The organism is Rhodopirellula sp. SH410 (assembly GCF_055811895.1).
The window spans coordinates 3,229,220-3,250,309 of sequence record NZ_CM147949.1 but is presented as its reverse complement, the minus strand read 5'-3'; the positions used below and the strand labels follow the sequence as shown (position 1 = coordinate 3,250,309).

Below are 21,090 nucleotides of genomic sequence, written 5' to 3'. Positions count from 1 at the left end.
GAATCACCTTTCGTTTGATTGATTTGAAACGGACACGTCGTAGATAGGAATCACCTTGATTCCCCAAGCCTTCTCAGCATTGGCAATCGTTTCGGACGACCAAGCTGGGAACCAGCCGTCTTCCTCAAATACCAGCATCGCGATCGAAGGCGAAGACGGCCCAGAGCGTTTGCGTCCACCCAGTTTTGAGATATCGGAATCGGAATGCATGGAAACTTCGTCGCCAATTTCCATATTCTGGTTCAGCTCAAAGCAGCGCCCGTTCTGCTCGCCCTTCCAGCCTGCAAAGAGATAAATAAAGTTGATCTGATCTAAGACGGGTTCCGAACTAACCTGTCGATCACTCGCTTTGGACGGCGTAGGTACAGCGGTTTGCATCAGCGCAAGCATGAGAACACCGAGCAATATCAACGCAACGTCCAAGAGCGACATGAAACGAACAATGACGTTTGCGTTGTTCATCGCGAACCATCCTGCGTCTGGGGCACTGGTGATGCGAGCCACAAAAGAGCGTTGAGCAACAGGTTTGGCATGATCATCAGCAGTCCCGAGACAGTCGTGCTCATCGCGGGCGAGAACGCCTGGATCATGCCCGACAAGTCACTGGAACCCTCACCACTAGCCATTTGGAACGACTGAAACGTATTCATCAGGCCAAGCACCGTTCCAAGGAGGCCAAGCACGGGCAATATTTCAGTCAGGAGCAAGAGGAATGAACGATAGCGGTCGATCCCTTGAACGAAGCCGCGCTTTGTTCCCTGGAAACGCATCGTCAATCCATAGCAGTGCAGTATGATCAGCGCAAAGCCGAAAAACAGGATCACTTGATCCAGTGGGCTGCTTAGTACGATCGTCCAATAGGCGTTGAACACGGATTCCTCAATCGATTTCAATTTCTCGGTTTTCTGGCGGTGAGCCACGCAACATTCTAACCACGATTGATCGGGGTGAACATGCGTGTTGTAGTTCTTTGGGTGCAGGTGGGAAATGAGCGAGAGTTGCTCGGAAAGCCCGTTTTCCTCGTGACACATGAATCTGCGTTGGCCCAAGACCGGCGGACACAAAACTTCAAGATCCTGAGCCGACTCTGATCCCAAGTGCAAACTCAGTCATGCACTCCTTGCACTGTTTAAGCATATTTAGCGTTTAGGAACAGATCGTGTACCAACACCTTTCCGTTTACAATCTCGTGTCGAATGACACGCGCCCGACTAACGACCTCTTTCTCGCTATAGTCCGCAAACCGATCATTGCTTAAAACGTATGAAGTTCGGTTTGACGCAGCGAGTTCAAGAATGGTTGCATCAGCGAGTTCGGCAGTTGCAACAACATGAATCTTAGCGTGCGGGACAAACTCTTTGCGAAGTCCAGCGTCGTCGATTTGAAGCATACGGCGAATTGCGGAATCAAATACGATAACAATCGAGTATTTACGCGTCAGTATTGGGATAGCTGTTTTGAGTGCCGACAATCCAATGAATTTGCCGCCCTCGTAGCACATGTTGTTTCCATCGACCACAAGTGTATTGATTTCGCGGGCAGCCTTTTTGCTCATGGTTTCGACTCTCGATTTTGCCTTCGCGTAATCGCGTTCGGCACGTCTGATAATTTTCTCTTGTTCACGAACTACGGAGCGAGGACTTCCTGTACCGAACTGGCTTTCGCATTCTTCATGTGTCAGTGCGCGTTCATAAGAATTGTCCGCGTTCGTTAAATCGTCATCAAGAGCTTTGGCCTTGCGAAGACTAGACTGGGCGTCGCTCTTTTTCGATTCCAGCTTTCGCAGCTCTTTGAGCAGCGGCTCAATTTGTACGTCGACCTCCGACTTGCGTTTCCCGACGATACGGAGTCTTTTTTTCGCGTCGAAAATGCGGGACTTGATTTTGCACAACTGTTTGTTGGTCAGTTTAAGATTGAATTCACTGTGGCGTTTCAGCACCGAGTCGATTTCGATGATATTCTTTCTGACCGTTTTGCAAACATCGACTGTTGCATTCATATGCTCGCTTAAACTGCGTTTTGACTTGCGTAGCTGCTGCTGTTTTCGGCGAAGTGTGACCTGTGGTTCCGCAAGCCAGTTTGCTGGATTGAACAATGAACCGATCAACGAGGAGGTTTTCGTGATGTCGCGTTGATTATCTGACTGTTCCAACTCAATGGCTTTTATCGTGTCGGCCAGTTTGCTTGACTTCGCCGCAAGGCCGCTACGTTCGTTTTGCAATGCATCGGAATCGATACCGTAATACCATTTCAATTCAGTGCTGACCTTCTTTTGTCTCGTGGTTAGATCGCGGATTTCCCGCTTAATCGCTGCGTACTCTGCACTATGCGGATTGTAGTCCATTTTTCGTTTAGTTGTTTGTGTCGAGGAGCGTGATGTCTAGTGACGAAACGAGGGAATTATCGCTGGAGGGGGAGGTGACAAGTCGGTAGTGATCGCCGTTCCCGCATACGGGTCATTGGGACGGAAACAACCGCTTAGGAGCGATTCGGCAAATTCCCTCGCTGTATTTGTTTCGGTCCACCTCAAATGCCTGTGCGAAAGCGAGCATTTGCATGCCAACGGTCGCCAAGCAAACGAAGGCGATTCGACTCATCAACGCGGCAGTCAATGATTCGCCTGGTTTAGCCTCAAATCCAGGGAGCTTTCTTTTGTCAACGCTGAACCGCTTCTGCGCTTTCGAGAGGACGGTTTCGGCTTGTGTCGACATAGTCATTACCTTTTGATTCGTTGGTTTGTGCTGAGGTTGAAGGGTGGCACAGAACCGCTCGGGGAGCAGTCGTTTCGGCATCGGTCGTTGCAGATCATGATCGCGCCACTTGGTTGTGTTGGGATTCGGAAGAAGGTTGCGATTTTCCACCTATTTACTTCTATCGCTGGAGCGTAACACCGAAGCAGCTGGTTTGGCCTGTTTGCTGTCACTCACTGCCCCACTCACACGCGACACACCCAGCACGGGAGCTGGAATCTGTGTCGCAGAGAACCGGCTCGCCTCGACACCTATACATATCGCAGGGGCGTAACACGAAAACCGAAAAAAATTCCTGAAGATCAATAAACGCCGTGAAAATCGGGGTTTCGATGGCGAGTGGGCAGCTCGAGGACGGGGCGTAGGCCGATGTTGCGGCTGCGGGTGGCTGGCTCGTAACTTTGCCGCCAATAGGAGGTCGCCGAGAATAGCGGGTTGGTATAGCCGCCGCCGCGAAGGACTTTGCGAGTGCCATCGCTGGGGCCTGTGGGATCAACTTTGCCAGAGGATGCGTAGAATGTCGGGGAAAACCAGTCTGAGCACCATTCGGCAACATTCCCGTGCGTCTGGTAGAGGCCGAATGGATTGGGTTGGAATGAGTCAACAGGCTCCAGGTTCATCTCGCGACCGCTGATCCTGAGGCTGGCCTGGCTCGGTCCAATCTCGTCACCGCTCCAGAATCGCGTCGTCGTGCCGGCTCGGCAGGCATACTCCCATTCGGCTTCGGTGGGCAGGCGCACTTTACCGCCCGCCGGGATGTTCGTACCGGAGTTCGATAAACGATTACAAAAATCGTAACCGTTCACGGCCTTCGGCCCTGAACGCATTGAGATCTTAAAATTTCTGCAGTGAAATTGCTATCGGTCGATTTGGCGACACCGGCTAGAATGCTGAGATCATGGATGGAAAAGCAAGCAACCAGTGCCAAGAGTGCGTCCAATTAGCTGCCAGAATAGCTGAGCTAGAGAAGCAGCTTGCCGCGATCCAAGATCAACTTGCGAAGGCAAGCAAAAACTCGGCGACATCGTCTAAGCCACCTTCGAGCGATATCACCAACCCACCACCCAAACGAAAAAAGCCAGGCCGCCCTCCCAAACGAAAACGGGGCGGACAACTCGGCCATAAACGGCACGAGCGGAAATCCTTTCTGGATGAGCAAGTCGATCTCATCCTTGAGTATCGCTACGACGAGTGTCCCTGCTGTGGTGGTTCGCTATGCGAAGGCGACCTTGATTCCAAGACGCTCCAGAGCGTGGAGCTGATCGATAAACCAATCAAGATCACCGAGCACCGACGGGTCGGCCAAACCTGCCAAGACTGCGGAGAAACGCATCACTGTGCCTTGCCAGATGACATTCAACGGGCTGGATTGGTAGGGCCGAAGATGACCGCTCTGATCGGTTGGCTCAAGGGCGTTTGCCACATGTCAATTACGAAGATCAGAAAGTATTTCCGCGATGTCGTCGGCGTGACGCTCAGCCGTGGCTTGATTCAAAAGCTCGTCGGCAAGGTCAGCCAGAGCATCGCCGATCCCTATCAAGAATTGCTGGACGCGATCTCCCAGCAGAGCCATCTCAATGTGGATGAGACGGGTCACAAAGACGACGGCAATAAACTCTGGACCTGGTGCTTTCGTGCCTACCTGTTTACCGTTTTTAGGATTTCTCCGAGTCGCGGCAGCAAGGTGTTGCTGGAAACGCTGGGAGCCGAATTCGATGGCACGATCGGTTGCGACTACTTCTCGGCATACCACAAATACATGCGACTTGATAAGAACGTCAAGCTGCAGTTCTGCATCGCTCACCTGATTCGCGACATCAAGTTTCTGTGCAGCCACCCTGAGCACGCCAACCAGGTTTACGGGCAGCGGTTGCGTGAAGACTTTCGCAAGCTTTTCAAGACGATTGCTCGCCGCGATGAGTTCGCCAGCGAAACAACGTTTCGCCAGTCGCTCGAACGCATCCGCAATGAGATCGCTTGGAATGCGACTGGCGAACAACCCGATACACAACACGCCGCCAACATGGCAAAGCGTTTCTACGATCACTTCGAAGACTACTTTCGCTTCATCAGTGACCCGCAGATCGGCCCGACCAACAATCTGGCCGAGCAGGCGATTCGGTTTGTGGCGATTCATCGCCGGATGACGCAAGGAACGCGTGGCGAGAATGGTCAAGCTTGGTTTGAACGGATCTGCACCGTGGTGGTAACCTGCGAGCAGCAAGGTCGCAGCGTGTTTGAATTTCTGGTTGAGTCGGTGAGCCAGTTTCTTCGGGGCGAGCCGTCACCCAGTCTACTGCCAGGGCCCTGCGATAGTTCGTAGGCTCACTCTGCTGCAGATTCAACGGTGGGGATCCAGAATGGTGGATTTCCGGAGGATTGGCTCCTGCGTCCAATGGGCAAAAGGAGCTCAAGCGATAGAAATGCGTGCATCGACGGAAGTCCGCCGGATTGAAAAAATCATTGGATACTTGAGAGATGCCTGAGAAAACCTTCCACTGACGACCACGAACGTTTAAGGCGGATGGAAATCACGAACATCACATCAATACAATTGTCATGACATTCAGATCCATCTCAGCAGAGATGTCAGTGAGCTTGCCAGGACAGTCCGGTGACTGAGCACGATGCATCGCTTCGGATCATCAGACACTACTCGTTCATGGCCGTAGGCCGTGAACGGTTACTAAAAATCGACCCACACGTGCCAGGGGATTTGAGTGGCTGGAAACTGAGTTCCGTCGCCTGTGACGGGCGTCAGCCCGCCTCCCATGACATCACGATACTGCTTTTGCGTCACTTCGTAGCGACTGAGGTAGAACGGCTGCGTGATCGTGACCTGATGCGCCGGTCGACTGGAATCGTTCCATTCCGGTTTGTTGCCGCTCATCATTGACAACGTTTCTGGTGCTCCCATCTCGAAGGTGCCCGGCGGAATCAGAACAAACGCCAACTGAAAGGCTGGATCGTTCGGCATTCCAATCGTGATTACGTCCGGAAGCGTCAGAGATTGAGTCCATGCCTGACGTGCGGCCTGGATTTCGGAAACGGAGCATGGTGCCGTTAAGGTCTTCGAATCGGTTCTGGTTGCGCGGGAAATTGGCTCGTGATCCATCGGTTGCGACTCAATCGTATCTGCAATGGATGGCTCGTCACGATCGTTTTTGACAGGGAGATCCTCGATTCGCACCGTCAAACGATCTTGGCCAGTGACCGTGATGTTGGCGGGGCTGAGCCGACGATTTTTGGGACCCTCGAGCGACAGTTTAAAAATTCCCCGATCAACGACAAACTTCGCCTGATCTCCTAGCTCGACGGATCGAACTCTCCCATCCTCGCTGGTGAGTTTGATGACGTCACCGGGCTGATGATTCTCGACCAGGACGGTGGCTTGGCTGTCGGTCTTGAAGACAATCTGAAAGGCAGTAAACCCGGCAGCGGCAAGCATCAACGCGACCAGCACCAATCCGCCCATACCGCGACGCTTTGGCTTCGGAGGTGCTTTCGGCTGGGTTGCCGGTACATCTGTGGGCAGGCAAGAGGACGCCTGGTTGGTCTCCTTAACGCTCGCAATCGGCGGACGTGGAGGAGTTACCGGTGGAGCTTGCACTTCCGGCGGCGTATGCGTTGGCGCGACCGAATACTGGAGTTGCTCCAACTGCGCGATCACGGCGTCGACGCTCTGAAGCCGATCGCTCGGTTTATGCTGCGTTAGTCGTTCGGCAAGTGCGGTGAGCTTTTGGACGAGTTCGGCTTGCTTGGCGTCTGCGGATACTTCCGGCAACTTGCTGAGCAAATACTTCAGCACGCGTCCCGCCGAGTAAATATCTGAACGATTATCGACGGCGCCTGAGCCATGGGCCTGTTCGGGTGACATATAGCCGACCGTGCCAGCACCGACGCGACCTGCTGATTTGCCGGAGTCGGCTGCTACGGCTAGACCGTAGTCGATCAGTTTGATCGTGCCGTCGGTCAGCCGCATGATGTTGGCGGGTTTCACGTCGCGATGGATAAAGCCTTTGCCGTGCAACTGCTCAAGTGCCCGGCAGGTGCCCAGTAACGCGTCAACGATCTCGTCGGGCGTTTTGATCTGCCCTCTGTGGGCCAGCGTTTGGAGCGATTCCCCGTCCAATAGCTCCTGAGCGAGAAACAGGTAGCCGTCGTGCTCCCAAGCGTCGTAGGACCGGACCAAGTTGGGGTGCTCCAACTGACCAGCGGTCTCCATTTCCCTGAGAAAGTGTTCGTGCGATACCGGATCGTCCTGGCGGAAGCCACGAATCACTTTCACAGCGACGGGGCGTTTCAGTCGCACATGGCGACCTTCGTAAACTTCTCCCATGCCGCCATAAGCGATCAGCCGTAGAACTTCGTACTGACCCAATTGGCACGGCACGGTCAGTGTGAGTTGTCGGTATTGGGAATCCAGCAGCGGTGCGAAGAGATCCCATGCTCCTGTCGCCGTCTCCTTGAGAGTTTCAGCTTCGATTGCTACTCGGGCATTTTCCAGATCCTCAGGGCTGATCCGAGCCAATTGTTTCGCAAATTCGTCAGGCGGATCTTCGAGCAGAGAAAGGGAATCCTGGCACTTCTCGCACTCTATCACGTGATCGCAGACAGATTCCAACAGATCCCCCGGTAAGTCGCCGTGGGTCAGGCGGATGAGCTCGTCTTGTGTTGGGCAACTTGCTGATTCGATCATACTTGCTGTACCGAAAGTTTTTGTCAGTGTGCTGGAACGCTCCCAGTGATAAATATCGGAAGGGCGTAACACGCGAATCCGGCGTCACGAATCTTCGGCTAAATTGTCGACCATTAACTCTCGCAGTCGTTTTAAAACACGCAGTTTATGCACACGTACGGCTGCGGTCGTAACTCCAAACTGGCGAGCAATATCGGCTGTCGGCACTTCTTCGACTGTATTGAGCCAGAACATCTGCCAGGTCTTTTCCGCAGTGGATTGCCGGACGAGCTCCATAGCTCGGGCCTTCACATCATTGAGTGCCTGCTGCTCAGCCTCAATTTCCTCAGCGTCCTTCTGCTCGGGTGTCATGATCGCATCGAGCACCTCCTGTGACATGCAATGGTCCTGAGGCAACGAGCGAAAGTAATCGGCAACACGCCGCTGAACGATCGTGCGAAGCCAGCCGCGAAATTTGCCTTTCGTGGAATCACGCTCAAAGCTGCCGATTCGTTTCGCGATCGCGTACAGGCTGTCCTGGAGCACGTCATCCTCTGCCGACACAGGGACATTCTTTGTGTGTATCCAGCAGGCCAGCAACGGCGTATAGACGAGCACGAAGTTGCTCCATCGCTCCGGCGAGAAATTCTTCAAGTCGACGATCATGGTAGAATGCGTGGCAAACTCGGAATGAGACCGGGGCTGCGATCGCCGATTGGATGAGTCTTCGGGGGGCATGGCGTTGTTCTCGTTTGGTTCAGTGCACAAAAGATAACGAACTCTGCGGGAGAATTCAGCCACGGAGGCACGAGAAAGGTCGCGACGTGCACTCTCGATCGTGGCGGAGGCGGCGGCATGTCGAAGCCGGACGCCGTAGTGGAGAGTCCATCACTTCCGCTCATCGAAAATGTTCCGCGCTGCGACGCTGTGATAGCACGCACCATCGGCTAAAGCTGTTTCCCCTTGGTAGCAGTCGACGCCCAGAACCCTCGGGGTAGAGAACCTGCTCCGACTGCCGCAGTCAGTGATGCTTCCGAATGCCTACCGTTTTAGTTTCCGAAAGATCGCATCGCTGAACTTCCATGATGACAGTGATATGATTGTCACGATCCGTCGTCACCTTGCTTCTTTTGATCTATCTGAATACTCCCAAAGGAGACCTGCTTTGAGTGTTACCTTTATCCACACCGCCGACTGGCAACTTGGGAAGCCGTTTGCCGGTGTCCAAGATCTGCAAAAACGTGCTTTGCTGCAAAACCAAAGATTTGAAGTAATCCGTCGGATCGCTGAAAAGGCCAAACAGTCGAGCGCACAATTCGTCGTGGTTGCCGGTGATTTGTTCGATTCGACCAGCGCCACCAAGGCAACTGTATCGGCCGCCTGCAGTGCGATCGGGGCAATTGGTGTGCCCGTTTTTGTCATTCCTGGGAACCATGACCACGGTGGTGAAGGCTGTTTGTGGGATCAAGAATTCTTTCAACGAGAACGAGATCAACTAGCACCGAATTTTCATGTGCTGAACAAACCTGAACCGCTGGAATTAGATCAGGTGGTACTACTGCCTTGTCCGCTGCAGCGGCGACATGTATTGAATGATCCCACTGAATGGCTGAGGACGTTTTCAGATGAAACGCACAGCTATGGCGACAAACCACGAATTGTGATCGCTCATGGCAGCGTACAGGACTTTGGTGGACTGGTCGACGATGAAGATTCCAGTTCCGGAGCCTCCAATCTGATTGACCTGGACCGGCTCTCGGATCACCAATTCGATTTCATCGCACTCGGTGACTGGCATGGCACCAAACAAGTTGGCCCCAAAGCTTGGTATGCAGGCACACCGGAACTGGATCGTTTCGTCAAAGGTAGTGACCACGATCCCGGAAATACTCTTATTGTCCGAGTCGGTCGTCAGGAGACACCCCAAGTCGAGATCGCCAAAACGGGCCTAGTCGGTTGGCACGATCTTTCGTTCACGTTTTCCGATGACACGTCGATTGAAACGCTCGCTGCCCGAGTGGTCGACCGAATTGGCAATCGAGCCAACGAAGATCTCTTGCACCTTCAGTTGGATGGTTCGTTGGGAATCGATGCGTCGACGCGACTCGACACGATGCTCGAGTCATGGGACTCGCGACTAACTCGCTTGAAATTGAACAATCGGACCACACTTGCACCTAGTGCAGACGAGCTAGATGCACTTGTTCGCCGTGCCGACGATCCGTTGGTTGCAAGCGTCGCTTCACGATTGGTCACTCTGGCCTCTGCCAACGATGACGACGCCGCTGTTGCCCGCACCGCACTTCGACAACTCTATTCTTCCTGCCACACCCTCTAACCCCAGGGCCTAAACATGCGATTAAAGTCAGTCACCATTCGTAATTATCGTGTGCATCGAGAACTAACCGTCCACCTCGATCATGCCCGCAACCTGATTGGCGGCCCTAACGAAGTTGGAAAAAGCACGCTTGCCGAAGCCACTCATCGAGCTTTTTTCCTGAAAGCGAAGGGCAATACGGAACATCATCGTGCGATGAAGTCGACCCTTTACCCAGGCCAACCCGAGGTCGAGTTAGAATTTGAGGCGGGAGGCCAGATCTATCAACTGAAAAAGCAATTTGGCCACGCCGGTACGGTCACTCTGAATCCCGCGGATTCGGTTTCGCTATCCGGCGACGCGGCCGACACGAAACTCGCCCAAATCTTGAATGTCGAGTCCGGCGTGAGTGGAAAAGCGACGCTGGCACAGTGGGCTCATTTGTGGGTGTTGCAGGGCGAATCGGCTAATGATCCGTCAGTCCATGCAACCCAACAGCGAGATGCATTGGTAACACGGCTGCAGGACATGGGGGCGTCTGCCGTCTTGCAATCGGACCTGGATGCCCAAGTCGCAGCCTATTTTGCCGACGAGGTCGGCAAGCTGTTTACAAAGGCGAATAAGCCCAAGGCGGGGTCCGAATTGGAACGTGCTCTGCACGACGCAGAAGTCGCCCAAAACGAACTGCAACGTGCGCAACAGCGTGTTTCTGACTTGGATCGAGCCGCGGCTGATTTGGATTCAGCGAGTAGCGATCTGACCAACGTCGTAAAGACTTTGATCACATTCAAGGCAGAACAAAAGCAGCTCGACTTACGATCCAAAGAGCTTACAAGGCTGGCCACCGAAGAGTTGTCTCGTCGCGAAAATGCCAACATCGTCCGTCGACGATTTGATGAGTTGCAGAATGCAAATCAAAGAATCACGGATCTAGGGGAAACGATCAAGATTCTTGAGCGGGAATTGAACCCGCAGAACGCAAAGCTTTCGCAGTTGGAACAATCCTTGGCAAACGCCAAACAGCGTGTTCGTACTGCTGAACAAGAACATCGAGCCGCCATCGATGCGGTTCGTGACGTGCGCCTTGGACACGAATTGGCGTCGGCTCACGTTCGAGAATTTGAGCTTGCCCTGCGGAAATCAAAACTCGACGAAAAGGTAGAAGCCATTAAGCAGATTCGGAAGTCGATTTCCGATCTCGAGACAACGCGGTCCCAGTTCCCAGATGTCGATGAAGAAAAACTTGGCGTTCTGCGAGCATTAGAAGCCGATTGCACGAAAACACAAACCTCCTTGCAGGCGATGGCTGCCGGATTAGAAGTACTGACGACGAATCAAACCGTGGTCGTCAACGGCACAACTGCTGGGCAAGGTCAAAAACTAATTCTTACGGAAGACACCGACGTCAATGTCGGCGACACCGTTCGACTGCGAATCACACCCGGCGGAGGCATGACACTGGAGGAAGCAAGGAAGGCGAAAGACGATACCGCGACAACGCTACAAAGAAACTTGGATGAATTGGGAGTGGAGACGTTTCAACAAGCTGCCGACGCCTACTCTCACCGAATCAACATCAGTGCCCAAATCTTAACACTAAGCGCCGAATTGGAGGGAATGGATCCAACGGGAACCGATCACGAATGGAGCGAAACGAAAAGAGAGCTTGAAGAAACGCAAGCAAGCATTCAGCGGCGTTCGGAACAACTCCCGGACGTGACGCTTCCGAAGAATCTGGAGACTGCGAAGGCCGTGGTCACCGAATCTGCCGACGAACTTATTCAGACTCAAGCCAATGACACGGCATCTCGGGCCGCATGGGATCAATGCAAGTCCGATTTCGATCGAATTGAAAAGGAATTGAAAGAAACGGCAGACTCCGCCAAAGAGAAAAACACCGAATTGCTCAATCAGCGAACTCGGTTGAGCCAACTGATCGAGACTTATGACAAAGATGGTAATCTTCAACGGCGTCTCGATCAGTTACAGGTCGAGAAGACGACAGCTGAGCGACAATTGTCGGAGACTACAGCGGAAATTGAAAAGCTGCAACCGGAGCTTCTGGAGGCAGATCGAGAGCGAATTGAGCGAGCCCTTGAGCAAAAGCGAACCCAGCAAAGCGATCTTCAATCACGGGTTGCTGTGGCACGGGCTACTTTGCGAAGCGACGGTCATGAAGATCCCAGAGCGGCACTCACCATTGCCGATGCGAAAGCACACATCGCCAGCGAACAGCGGGACGCCGTAAATCGTAAAGCGAATGCAGTGGCTTTGCTGGATCGCTTGTTCCAAGAGGAGCAGCGATCGCTCGCCGACAAGTTCACGCAACCTCTGGCGGAAAAAATCACGGGCTATCTGCGATCGGTGTTCGGACCCAACGCACAAGCCTCGGTTAGGTTGGAAAACAACAAGTTCACCGGATTGCAACTTTCGCGTCCCGATCATGGTACGTTCGGTTTTGATGATCTCAGTGGGGGGGCACGAGAACAACTAGCTGCCGCAGTTCGATTGGCAATGGCAGAAGTCTTGGCGGCCGATCATGGAGGTAGCTTGCCAATCATTTTTGATGACGCATTTGCCTCCTCCGACCCAACCCGAATCCACGCATTGCAACGAATGTTGGATCTTGCGGCAACACGTGGACTACAAGTCATTGTGTTGACGTGTAACCCGGAAGAATATGCCGCATTCGGAGCAACGCAATCGATATTGCGGAAAGCGCCTACGTCGTCTGTCAACCAACTAGAAACTGTACCTTTGGTAGACCCGACCGACCCAGGTGGCGAAGCAACTGGATCAGCTTGGGTTCAACAGATTGGTGCAAAATCCAATCAGCAGATCGCAAGTTCTGATTCCGATGATCTTTCGCACCAATTTCTGCAACGTCTGCGTGAATTGGGCGGACGATCGGGCAATCAATCGCTTCGAGAAACGCTCGGTTGGAGCGACGCGATTTACGACACCGTGAAAACCGATCTCGTGTCGGCTGGCAAGGTCGTTCCCGGACGCGGGCGAGGTGGGAGTGTTGCATTGGCTGACGTGTGATCCACAAATAAAACTGCTTGTGTGGGTCTCCCCGTCTACAGCAACACGATGCACCTTTCCGGAGCACGAGGAGTCAGAATGCGAAATGTAGAACCTCGGCAATTGCCGGGGCTTAAGAAAGTCGCGGAGTTGGTCATCACTCAGCAAGGTCTCAAGGCGGTGTTGGGTGACGGGATCAAGAAAAGCATTGATATACCGATCGGATTGAGCGGCAGTGTGAACCGACGTCAATAATTGATTCATCCACAAGCGAATCCAGATCGATGCCGGTTGCAACAAGCGAACCGACTGCACGCAGCGCGTGGTCGCAAGCCCTGGTCGACCGGACTTGCGCCAACTTTAGCAAATTGCCTGTGCGCAGGTGCGGAGTCGACGGGAGTAGATTTGGACCTCCGCCTGCGTGCGCCGGCGGCCGACGCCGGTTTAGCGCAGCAGCGCTGCGGAAAACGACTATCTGATCAAACAAGATCGAAGTCGCCGTTTGAGGCATGACGCCGATCCGTTTGACGAAGTTGCCTGTGGAGAAGCTCACAAACGCAGTCCGGGTTTCGCGTGACCGATAACAGACGCCATTTTCCGACGGGCGTTTCGAGCAACCAGGAACCGCGGGAAAGAAGCATGGATTTCAAACCCCAGGGTTTGTCGAAACTTGGGATGAATAGATGAATGCTTCCATGAAAATTCAATTGATGCTGAAGTACGAATTCATCGTTCGGCTCGATTAACAAAGCCGCACTCCTCATGGCTGGCATATCGCACGTTGCCAATTGCTTCTCGAGTGGGTTGCCAACCCGAGTACCGCGATTCAGTAAAACACCTTCGATGAAATTGTGAATCTGTTTATTGGAACACTCGTCCACGTCTGCGGGAACGATCGACTCCACGATGCGGCCAGCAACCGTACGTGCGGCCTGTATGTCGACAACGGAAATCGGGGCGAGTTCCGATGAGAACACGAAGTCAACATTCAATAACTGGAAGAGCTTACCCAACGCATTCAGCTCACTCGACGACGATCCGTTTGTCAGAGTAGTTTCAGTCGTGTTGCTTTGCGATTCGAACGATCTCGAAGCCATCGCCATTTCGATCAACACTTGCGTGTGCAGATGTGGGCTGACTTCGACGCGATTATTCATCGGCCAATCGAGAATCGATTCGAAAGCATTGCAAATCGCCGCTAACTGATCGCTGGCGCACTCGCTTTGCACGACGAGGTCAATTTCACCGGATTCAAGTACATCTTGGTGCTTTGAGAGCCAATCAGCGACCTTCACTGCCTGACGCGATTGAAGAATCACCAGAGGCAACGGAAACGGCGGGTCATCGGTGTTCCACTCGTGCAACATCAAGTCACATCGTGAAAGCGTTGCCCATGTCGAACGGCCCTGTGCGAACCGACTACCAGGACGCCGAACACTCAATAGTAAGAACCGCCGGCGTGGGCGGAAGTCATGCTCGAACTGATGACGGTCCAGAGTAATCATTCGAGGTGGCACGTAATTCCTAAAATCCCATTTGATAACACGTCATTAAACCCGATCTCGGCTCAATCCATCATGTAGTGGGCGTCTCGGCGAGCTTCCCAGCGTTCGAGTCCGAACTCCGCTGCTATCAGCGGCAAACGCGACGCATCTGTGCGATTGCCATGAAAGATGATCGATATTTCCCGCTTGGGATCGTACATGACTCGTCCTCGGGGAACAGAAAAGTATTCGTCCACCGGATAAGCTCCCAGTGCCATCGCTGCGTCAGGCCAGTAATCATTGTGTGAATCGTCACTATCACATAATCCGATTTCAGGATCGGGATCACCAACAGGTACCGGATAGGCGATAACCTTCCGCCCATGATCCCACCAAATTCCAATCTGTGATTTCATCGAGTATGCCTTTTCTAGATTCAAGGTGAGCTCGCCATCTCTCCGCAGACGGGACAAACCGTTTGCCCCGGGGCCACCGGTGTGCCGGAGAACTCGCAAAATAATCGCTTCACACGACTCAACGCCTGACAAACATCTTTCGGATCTTGCTGGGTACCTCGTGTCGTTGTGTTTTCGCAATATGCTTCGTCGCCTAGTCGCGTCATTGGCCCGCCACACTCACGACAAAATCCACCCCCGTTTCGCACAGAAAAGTGGGTCGCCATTATTCGATCGCCTCCGAGTCGGTTCCAAGCACATGTCGAAGTTCAGGAGATCGAAAATGTTCTCCCTTAGTGCCTTTACCAGTTGATCGTCGTCGCTGCGTTTTCGTCATGTTCGATCGGTGCACTTCATCGAAGACTTGTTCCAACGGAAAGCCGGTCGAGACGGCATCACCCAACAAAACATAGATCCGATCGCCCAACGCATCGGCTGCAGCCACCAGGTCTCCTTCTGCATGTGCCTCAATCCATTCGGCCAGTTCCTCAATCGCCATCAACGCTCGCCGATTTAAATGAGAACGATCGGGCCCAACAGACATCGATGTGGCGATCAATTCTCGCAATCCGCTAGCGAGCGCGCGATCGGCCTCGTTATCTCGCTCGAGCAATTCGGCGTCGGCAGCAACTTTCTCGCCAATCAACCGATGGAACTCGGTCACTTGGGCCAACTGTTTTTCCATCAGCACACCTGCTTTCCCGTTTCGCCGCTAAACATCCAGCGGCGGTCAGAAAAATCGTAATTGCCCTCATTGCGGAACAGCATCACGTTGACGCCAGCCGGAATATTCTTGAGCATTTCCGGCTGATCATCGACATACATCGTCACGCCATGCTCGGCGATCACCGCTGCCTTCGCATCCATCCGATCAACCAGCACCACTTCGTCGTAGCGAATGTTGCGTTCGTCCAAATCCGCAATCGCCTTCGGGCGGTCGCGTCGGTACGTAATCACGATCACCTTCCCCGGCCACGAGTGTGTCCAAGCCGAGAAGAATTCCGGCGCATCGGTGATGCAGCCGTCAAGGTCGAGGCCGAGGGTGAATTGAAGATTATTCATGACTACTCCGCAATCCATGAAGCATAGAAATTTCGTTTTTGAAGAAGACCTTGAACTATACGATTAAAGGGGGTTTTCCCGATCACGCCACACAGATCTTTTAGTGAAATCGCCTTGAATGAATCGTCGAAATTTGGGCGCTGTGTTTCCCAGGACTTGATAACTCGGTCGCGAGCAACAATTCTCCAATCAGATAAGACTGGTTTCCATCCTCCGTCGATCAATGCTTTCAAGCTTTCATCGCCGACTTTCCCACGAAGACTCTCGCTAAAATTTCCGTTGAGCGCTGCCGGAACCCTACCAGAAACCCTTGGCTTGTCTGTATGAGCAGAGAGCTCGCAGTCTTTCAATATGCGATTCATTGCTGCTCGCCGCAGCCCGCTGTTGCCAAGCTTGACTTCCACCGGCAAGATGCCCCCATCAGTCAATTCGATTGCTAGGTCGAGTGTTCCGCTTCCGTCGAACGAGACACCGGACTTATCGAATCCGAGTTTGCATTGGCGATGAACCCGCTTCACAGCGGAGCATCCGAACAATTGCGGCAAAGCGGCAAGCGTCTGATTCATTCCTTCTTGTAGAACGTACTCGCCGATGTACGGGAACAGACTCGCCAGAACAAGTGAATCGTCTTGGTCGTCCTCCACAACTGCTTCGAGGAGGAATTCTGGAAATCGCTGTATTGTGTTCATTGGGTAGGTGTGTTCACCCAAATCAACATAACATGGCTGCACGTCAATCAGTCGTATCGCGGTGAGATCCCGATCATCACCGTAAAGCAAATGAATCAAGTCAATCGCGTCAGCGTCGTATTGCGTGTGAAGATGGTCGAGTGCTTCCGTGCCCGAAACTGCGTTGACAGGGACACCGATTATAGCTTTGAGTGCGATGTGTCGATCTTGTCCGCGGCAAGCGAGATATATATCGTCCCCTGGCTGGAGCGACTTAACAAGTGCGATGAAGTTCCCATCGCTATTTCTCGCAGTACGCGATATGACACGATTCTCAAGCGCCAGGTCAATTGTGGCTCGTAGGTCTGCCGTCTCATTTGCGGCAAAGTAAATCCAAGATTGCATATTTGCTCCTGACTCGGCTCAGTTGTTCGAGAGTGTAGCTACAAACGAAAGAATACGTGATGTCATTAGTTCTCAACGATCTGTTTGATCGTTGTTCTGGCGACGCGCCAGGTTCGCATGCGGCTTCGGCTGGGCATGCCGAGCCATATCATAAGCAATCCGAGGCCGGCTTGGGGGACCAAGCCGGCCGTCAATAGGAACAGCCGCAAGTTGATGCCGGATTCCTTGCCGAGATCTCCGAATGCGTTGGAATCGAGGTAGCAGTACAACGCCATTCCCAGGCTGCCAAGAAGCATTTGGCAACCGTAGAACAGCGAGATGAGTTTGGCGATCTTTCGCAAACGTGAGTCTCCAGGGAAAGAAATTTCAGGTGATCAGTCAACTTGCGGGGAAGGGGCAGGCCAAATGCCTGCCAGACGATTCACAGCCCAATCTGCGATTCCGCCTTTACCTTGTCCTGCGAAAAGGTGATCGAAATGATCTTGCCTTCGTCTTGCCAGACCATGCTTTTCATGTCGATGGAGATGCCGCCGAAGCTGGCGTCGCTACTGGCCTGCTCGGTGCCAGGGCCAAGAATCGACTCGACTTCATCGATTGTCATCCTGGTTTTGACTTCGGAGTAGTTGTCTTTGTTGACTCGATTGTCGCCGCAGCCAACGAAGAGAAGAAGGCAAGACAACAGCAGCAGGCTTTTGATTTGGGACATGTTGTGAATCCGTTGGGAGTGAAGGAGTGAGATGGTGACAAGCAGGGAGCTACCAGGTGATGTCGTACAGTTCGCCGTCGTGGAATTGGACGCCGAAGTTTTTGTTGCAGTGCCGGCAGGTTTCTCGTTGAGTGCCGTTTCGAATTCGATCACGAACTGTGTTGGGGCGACCGCAGTGTGGGCAAAGGACGGTGACAACCAAATGAGTTGACTCCGGCTGATGTGAAGTTTGGAAATAAGAAGTGAGACGATATCGGGCGGCCGAAAATAACTCCAGAGTTGGAAGGTTCTTTGACAGGTTTGAAGCCGTGAGAGAGGCGGGGCGGCCACCAAGCGGCAACCGCCCCGCACAAATCAATCTCCCACCACGGAGAACGCATCACTAACTAATCGAGGCCTGCAGCATGGCCCTCTCTTCCATCCAAAGGCAGCCCAACATATTGCTGCCTTCCCAGGCATATTCAAGCGAGCAATCTTCATTTGGCACTCGCACCGCGCCCCAAAACAAATTGTTCACTCGGCGGCCGCGGGCACTGCAATCTTCCACCAACAGCCTTTCGCCGCTGGCAATCAATTTGCCTCGCAAATCACCATGGGCATCCAACTTCAAGGCAAGACATAGCCGCATATTCTCTACATCTGCCTCACTCAGCGGCGGACCCACTTGCCGCGCCCGAAATCTCTTAGCAATCATCTTGGCCTTCATTGGCGAGCGCGTGGCACGCACCGCCTCTCGGGCCTCTTTATCATCGGGGGCAAATCGCAAGGCCTGGAATAGCGCCTCGGCATGCCACCATTTCAGCCCTTCATACGCAATCGGATGCGGGCTCACATTGCTGAGCCAACCTCCGGGCTCGGCCACGCTTCGGATCAGAATCTGATCGTCGGCGGCAGGAAAGATCATGGCGGAAATTGGGGACGGGGCAACACATGCCGTAGGCAACTCCAGCGGAAAATGGAAATGCACACGTCTGCCTATCTAGAGTGCGCCGTTACCTACAGCGTATTGCCTGTCGCGAAGTCCACTGGAACATCGTGTTTCCTGGTCGCTAACGCCGGTTTTTGTAAATATGCTCCAAAAGGCGACTGCTCAAATCCGGGAGTAAATTTACAAGGCGGTTCTCACGCGCTTGCCGCAATCCGGAAACCTGTCAGAAATTCTGTCACGCGAGTCCGTTGGACCGGTTGGATGGTTCGAATCAATGAGGCCCACCGTTGGGCTAGCCCTTCCCCGAATTAAGAGACAGCCATTTGAAAGTGATCATCGCTGGATCTCGCAGCGTTGCCCGTATCAGTTCGCGTCGCTGGGACTACGACGAACTTGCCAGCGTTCTCGAAACCCCGATCCATGAATCTGGTTTCCAAATCACCGAAGTCATCTCGCGCGGCGCGCGCGGTCCCGACCGTGCAGGCGAGCAGTGGGCCGCTCGGAACGATGTCCCAACCACCGTCATCAAACCGAACTGGAAACTCGGTCGCGGAGCGGGCTCGATTGCTAACCGCGAGCTCGCCGCTGTCGGCGAAGCCTTGATCGCGCTTCACGACGGCGAAAACACCGGCACGCAGGACATGATCGAGCACATGAAGCGGCCGGCATGCCGGTTCATGTGCTCGTTGTGACGGCATGCCCCCCCTCTGATGCGGATTTCTTCCGTTTGAGGCCCTGAGCGAGGTTAACGAAACGCTCGCCGGCGCCACATGTACATATTCAATCGCGTGCACGTGCACGCGTTTTTTTTGTTTGAGAGCCCAGTCACCCCGGAGTCCGATTTGAAAACAGCCACACTCACGCCATCCTCGTCCAAACCAACCAAACCAACCAAAAACTGCTCGCCACCAACCGACCAAGGACATCACCGCGGGAAGCCCAAGCCGACAGAAGCGCTCAAAGGATCCCAAGCCGACAAACGAATCGATTTCCTTTTCAAAAAACACTTCGGCGAAGACCCTGATTTCCGCCCGCTGATTCGGGAACTCGCCGAGCACGACCCGACACCCAAGAAAGAGTATCTCGCCTGGCTGGTCAAACACTGGACAGGCAAATGGCACCCACGCCGCAACTACGCGATCACATGTCGTCGCGAACGGTGGCCGAGGTTCGAGATTAGAATCAAAAGCTCCAAGAGTGCTGTTTGGCGTTATCACGAGGCGTTTCCAGGTTCGATTCCCAAAACCAACGAGGAGATTTCCCAAGAGAAACTGACTGATTGGCGACGCCGCACCCCGGGTGCAAGGAAGCCTGTCAAAAACTGGAGTGTTGGTTGGCAAGCCGAGTCGCGTGAGCGAAACATTCGCTTTGAGGACTGCCTGCTGATCAACTACTCGGAAGCCTCGATTCAGCAATATGCACGAATGGCCGCTTCATTGGTAACCTCGCCAATCGCAGACGCTTACCAAACCAAATTTCTTTCGTATTTTACGGAGACCGAAGACGAGCAAACACAAACAGTGAACGAAGAGTTGGGGCCGCTCATCCTAGAGCGACTTCAGCAGCGAATCCTCGAGATCGAACCGCTGATTGCGTACGATCCTCTCAACGCATTGCCTATGCGACAGGGATCCGGCAACGGTTTTTGGATGGTGAAGCAGCGATCAAAACGGACGCTGCGTTATGGTGGGAGTACACAAAACGTTTCGTGTGTTCGACGCCAACCTCCAGACGAAAAAACACGATGCAATCACCAAGGTACCTGCCGCCGCAATCGTTTAAGGCTTCTTGGAGGTAATGGATCTGGCATCAATCAGCGAGGGGACCGTGTTTCACGATAGAGCACGGTCCACTCGCCTTCTTTTTACCCGTCTTCCCTGAAAACCCTACCAAAACCACTCATATTCATGACACGATACAACTTTCAAACCGACAAGCCTTACGCGGCAAAGCTGACCAAGGTATCGACTCGCCCGATTGAAAATGATCCAGCGATTGCGCTTACGCTGATCCGTCTCGAGTTCGCGATCTATTGGATGGTTGGCGAGCAGCGACTTGAATCGCAGGGCGAGATTGCTTGTCGCGATCTTGTGATCGGCCCGTTGATCCCTTGCGACCGGGATGCGGGCTTGCTCGCGTACGCCCAGGCACTGCGCATGCCAACACCACCTGAGGCCCCAGGAAGCTGGATCCACTTGCAACGACGCGATCGCTGGATCGAGATCACTTTCGGCCCACGAGAAACGGAAGGAAGTCGCAATCCGTTTCGCGACATCCGATCCTTTTCACCAGACGGCTGGGCGATCAAAGAGTACCGCTATGACCGCACCGCAGGCTGGGTAACGGTCGCCGCAGCCGCCGACGCGGCCCAAGTTTCCGAATCGACCGTGCGTCGCCGACTAGAAAAGCTGGAACCGGACTGGGGCGGTGAACTGGTGACACGGACCGACGGCGGTCACCGCCGCGTCTACCTGCCCCTGTTCGCCAACCTTTGGACTGAGTGACTTTGGCAGGGGCACTTTCCAACAGTCGCGATGTGTCGTTCTCATGTGTTTCTTGACCATCTGGATGGACGAGCAGGATGGGCCGCGGGAACTTTCGGGCAATGCGCAT

Annotated in this window: 22 protein-coding genes; 7 read left to right on the top strand and 15 right to left on the bottom strand. The window is 53.5% G+C overall.

All coding sequences use genetic code 11. The features are described from left to right. Window positions 1-3: 3 nt before the first annotated feature. The 5 genes from SH410x_RS11875 to SH410x_RS11855 all read right to left on the bottom strand — a co-directional run bounded on the left by SH410x_RS11875 (window position 4) and on the right by SH410x_RS11855 (window position 3,556). Window positions 4-462 (bottom strand): hypothetical protein, encoded by a 459-nt coding sequence (locus tag SH410x_RS11875; RefSeq protein ID WP_473676704.1) that lies wholly within the window; start codon window positions 460-462, stop codon window positions 4-6. Beyond that, complete coding sequence (locus tag SH410x_RS11870; protein WP_473676703.1) at window positions 459-920, bottom strand: MotA/TolQ/ExbB proton channel family protein; 462 nt, start codon at window positions 918-920, stop codon at window positions 459-461. The genes SH410x_RS11875 and SH410x_RS11870 overlap by 4 nt, the downstream gene beginning before the upstream one ends. 209 nt (window positions 921-1,129) lie before the next feature. Then, window positions 1,130-2,344 carry a hypothetical protein gene (locus tag SH410x_RS11865; protein ID WP_473676702.1) on the bottom strand — a complete coding sequence of 405 codons (1,215 nt, stop codon included), beginning with the start codon at window positions 2,342-2,344 and terminating at the stop codon, window positions 1,130-1,132. 112 nt (window positions 2,345-2,456) lie between these two features. Further along, the gene (locus tag SH410x_RS11860; RefSeq protein WP_473676701.1) at window positions 2,457-2,711 is read right to left on the bottom strand and encodes a hypothetical protein; all 255 of its coding nucleotides are present in this window, start codon (window positions 2,709-2,711) and stop codon (window positions 2,457-2,459) included. Window positions 2,712-3,052: 341 nt separating this feature from the next. Continuing rightward, window positions 3,053-3,556: a formylglycine-generating enzyme family protein gene (locus tag SH410x_RS11855; RefSeq protein WP_473676700.1), complete on the bottom strand. Its 504-nt coding sequence runs from the start codon at window positions 3,554-3,556 to the stop codon at window positions 3,053-3,055. A 92-nt stretch (window positions 3,557-3,648) separates the two neighbouring features. Here SH410x_RS11855 and tnpC point away from each other — a divergent pair, with 92 nt between their 5' ends. Continuing rightward, window positions 3,649-5,073 (top strand): IS66 family transposase, encoded by a 1,425-nt coding sequence (tnpC, locus tag SH410x_RS11850; RefSeq protein WP_473676699.1) that lies wholly within the window; start codon window positions 3,649-3,651, stop codon window positions 5,071-5,073. A gap of 363 nt (window positions 5,074-5,436) precedes the next feature. Here the strand turns inward: tnpC and SH410x_RS11845 are convergent, their stop codons facing one another. Then, window positions 5,437-7,449 (bottom strand): protein kinase domain-containing protein, encoded by a 2,013-nt coding sequence (locus SH410x_RS11845; protein ID WP_473676698.1) that lies wholly within the window; start codon window positions 7,447-7,449, stop codon window positions 5,437-5,439. 84 nt (window positions 7,450-7,533) lie between these two features. After that, on the bottom strand, window positions 7,534-8,094 hold the full coding sequence (locus tag SH410x_RS11840) for an RNA polymerase sigma factor (RefSeq protein WP_473676697.1): 561 nt from the start codon (window positions 8,092-8,094) through the stop codon (window positions 7,534-7,536). Window positions 8,095-8,593: 499 nt separating this feature from the next. Between SH410x_RS11840 and SH410x_RS11835 the strand changes: the two genes are divergently transcribed. From SH410x_RS11835 to SH410x_RS11825, 3 genes are all read left to right on the top strand, one after another. After that, window positions 8,594-9,766 (top strand): metallophosphoesterase family protein, encoded by a 1,173-nt coding sequence (locus SH410x_RS11835; RefSeq protein ID WP_473676696.1) that lies wholly within the window; start codon window positions 8,594-8,596, stop codon window positions 9,764-9,766. 15 nt (window positions 9,767-9,781) lie between these two features. Then, window positions 9,782-12,790, top strand: a complete 3,009-nt coding sequence (locus SH410x_RS11830; RefSeq protein ID WP_473676695.1) for an AAA family ATPase — start codon at window positions 9,782-9,784, stop codon at window positions 12,788-12,790. A gap of 78 nt (window positions 12,791-12,868) precedes the next feature. Continuing rightward, window positions 12,869-13,024 carry a hypothetical protein gene (locus tag SH410x_RS11825; protein ID WP_473676694.1) on the top strand — a complete coding sequence of 52 codons (156 nt, stop codon included), beginning with the start codon at window positions 12,869-12,871 and terminating at the stop codon, window positions 13,022-13,024. A 224-nt stretch (window positions 13,025-13,248) separates the two neighbouring features. Here SH410x_RS11825 and SH410x_RS11820 read toward each other — a convergent pair whose 3' ends face one another. From SH410x_RS11820 to SH410x_RS11785, 8 genes are all read right to left on the bottom strand, one after another. Further along, window positions 13,249-14,274 carry a hypothetical protein gene (locus SH410x_RS11820; RefSeq protein ID WP_473676693.1) on the bottom strand — a complete coding sequence of 342 codons (1,026 nt, stop codon included), beginning with the start codon at window positions 14,272-14,274 and terminating at the stop codon, window positions 13,249-13,251. A 62-nt stretch (window positions 14,275-14,336) separates the two neighbouring features. Next, the gene (locus tag SH410x_RS11815) at window positions 14,337-14,669 is read right to left on the bottom strand and encodes a hypothetical protein (protein ID WP_473676692.1); all 333 of its coding nucleotides are present in this window, start codon (window positions 14,667-14,669) and stop codon (window positions 14,337-14,339) included. A gap of 265 nt (window positions 14,670-14,934) precedes the next feature. Further along, window positions 14,935-15,393: a pyrophosphohydrolase domain-containing protein gene (locus tag SH410x_RS11810; protein ID WP_473676691.1), complete on the bottom strand. Its 459-nt coding sequence runs from the start codon at window positions 15,391-15,393 to the stop codon at window positions 14,935-14,937. Further along, the gene (locus tag SH410x_RS11805; RefSeq protein WP_473676690.1) at window positions 15,393-15,770 is read right to left on the bottom strand and encodes a hypothetical protein; all 378 of its coding nucleotides are present in this window, start codon (window positions 15,768-15,770) and stop codon (window positions 15,393-15,395) included. Before SH410x_RS11805 ends, SH410x_RS11810 begins: the two co-directional genes overlap by 1 nt. A 2-nt stretch (window positions 15,771-15,772) precedes the next feature. After that, window positions 15,773-16,843, bottom strand: a complete 1,071-nt coding sequence (locus SH410x_RS11800) for a hypothetical protein (protein ID WP_473676689.1) — start codon at window positions 16,841-16,843, stop codon at window positions 15,773-15,775. Between the two features lie 65 nt (window positions 16,844-16,908). After that, complete coding sequence (locus SH410x_RS11795; RefSeq protein WP_473676688.1) at window positions 16,909-17,184, bottom strand: hypothetical protein; 276 nt, start codon at window positions 17,182-17,184, stop codon at window positions 16,909-16,911. Between the two features lie 80 nt (window positions 17,185-17,264). Further along, on the bottom strand, window positions 17,265-17,549 hold the full coding sequence (locus SH410x_RS11790) for a hypothetical protein (RefSeq protein WP_473676687.1): 285 nt from the start codon (window positions 17,547-17,549) through the stop codon (window positions 17,265-17,267). Window positions 17,550-17,931: 382 nt separating this feature from the next. Further along, a complete protein-coding gene (locus tag SH410x_RS11785; RefSeq protein WP_473676686.1) occupies window positions 17,932-18,453 on the bottom strand; it encodes an NADAR family protein in 522 nt (173 codons plus the stop codon). A 353-nt stretch (window positions 18,454-18,806) separates the two neighbouring features. On the opposite strand from SH410x_RS11785, the gene SH410x_RS11780 reads away from it, so the two are divergent. The 3 genes from SH410x_RS11780 (at window position 18,807) to SH410x_RS11770 (ending at window position 20,981) form a co-directional block, all read left to right on the top strand. After that, window positions 18,807-19,169 carry a hypothetical protein gene (locus SH410x_RS11780; protein WP_473677303.1) on the top strand — a complete coding sequence of 121 codons (363 nt, stop codon included), beginning with the start codon at window positions 18,807-18,809 and terminating at the stop codon, window positions 19,167-19,169. Between the two features lie 150 nt (window positions 19,170-19,319). After that, window positions 19,320-20,318, top strand: a complete 999-nt coding sequence (locus SH410x_RS11775; RefSeq protein ID WP_473676685.1) for a hypothetical protein — start codon at window positions 19,320-19,322, stop codon at window positions 20,316-20,318. A 66-nt stretch (window positions 20,319-20,384) separates the two neighbouring features. Continuing rightward, window positions 20,385-20,981, top strand: coding sequence for a hypothetical protein (locus SH410x_RS11770; protein WP_473676684.1), 597 nt, complete (start codon window positions 20,385-20,387; stop codon window positions 20,979-20,981). The last annotated feature ends 109 nt before the right edge of the window (window positions 20,982-21,090 follow it).

Excerpts from the sequence above, each read along its gene's own strand:
- SH410x_RS11875 (WP_473676704.1), bottom strand. The coding sequence starts at position 462 with ATGAACAACGCAAACGTCATTGTTCGTTTCATGTCGCTCTTGGACGTT.
- SH410x_RS11865 (WP_473676702.1), bottom strand. The coding sequence starts at position 2,344 with ATGGACTACAATCCGCATAGTGCAGAGTACGCAGCGATTAAGCGGGAA.
- SH410x_RS11860 (WP_473676701.1), bottom strand. The coding sequence starts at position 2,711 with ATGTCGACACAAGCCGAAACCGTCCTCTCGAAAGCGCAGAAGCGGTTC.
- tnpC (WP_473676699.1), top strand. The coding sequence starts at position 3,649 with ATGGATGGAAAAGCAAGCAACCAGTGCCAAGAGTGCGTCCAATTAGCT.
- SH410x_RS11845 (WP_473676698.1), bottom strand. The coding sequence starts at position 7,449 with ATGATCGAATCAGCAAGTTGCCCAACACAAGACGAGCTCATCCGCCTG.
- SH410x_RS11840 (WP_473676697.1), bottom strand. The coding sequence starts at position 8,094 with ATGATCGTCGACTTGAAGAATTTCTCGCCGGAGCGATGGAGCAACTTC.
- SH410x_RS11830 (WP_473676695.1), top strand. The coding sequence starts at position 9,782 with ATGCGATTAAAGTCAGTCACCATTCGTAATTATCGTGTGCATCGAGAA.
- SH410x_RS11825 (WP_473676694.1), top strand. The coding sequence starts at position 12,869 with ATGCGAAATGTAGAACCTCGGCAATTGCCGGGGCTTAAGAAAGTCGCG.
- SH410x_RS11820 (WP_473676693.1), bottom strand. The coding sequence starts at position 14,274 with ATGATTACTCTGGACCGTCATCAGTTCGAGCATGACTTCCGCCCACGC.
- SH410x_RS11815 (WP_473676692.1), bottom strand. The coding sequence starts at position 14,669 with ATGAAATCACAGATTGGAATTTGGTGGGATCATGGGCGGAAGGTTATC.
- SH410x_RS11810 (WP_473676691.1), bottom strand. The coding sequence starts at position 15,393 with ATGGAAAAACAGTTGGCCCAAGTGACCGAGTTCCATCGGTTGATTGGC.
- SH410x_RS11805 (WP_473676690.1), bottom strand. The coding sequence starts at position 15,770 with ATGAATAATCTTCAATTCACCCTCGGCCTCGACCTTGACGGCTGCATC.
- SH410x_RS11800 (WP_473676689.1), bottom strand. The coding sequence starts at position 16,843 with ATGCAATCTTGGATTTACTTTGCCGCAAATGAGACGGCAGACCTACGA.
- SH410x_RS11790 (WP_473676687.1), bottom strand. The coding sequence starts at position 17,549 with ATGTCCCAAATCAAAAGCCTGCTGCTGTTGTCTTGCCTTCTTCTCTTC.
- SH410x_RS11785 (WP_473676686.1), bottom strand. The coding sequence starts at position 18,453 with ATGATCTTTCCTGCCGCCGACGATCAGATTCTGATCCGAAGCGTGGCC.
- SH410x_RS11770 (WP_473676684.1), top strand. The coding sequence starts at position 20,385 with ATGACACGATACAACTTTCAAACCGACAAGCCTTACGCGGCAAAGCTG.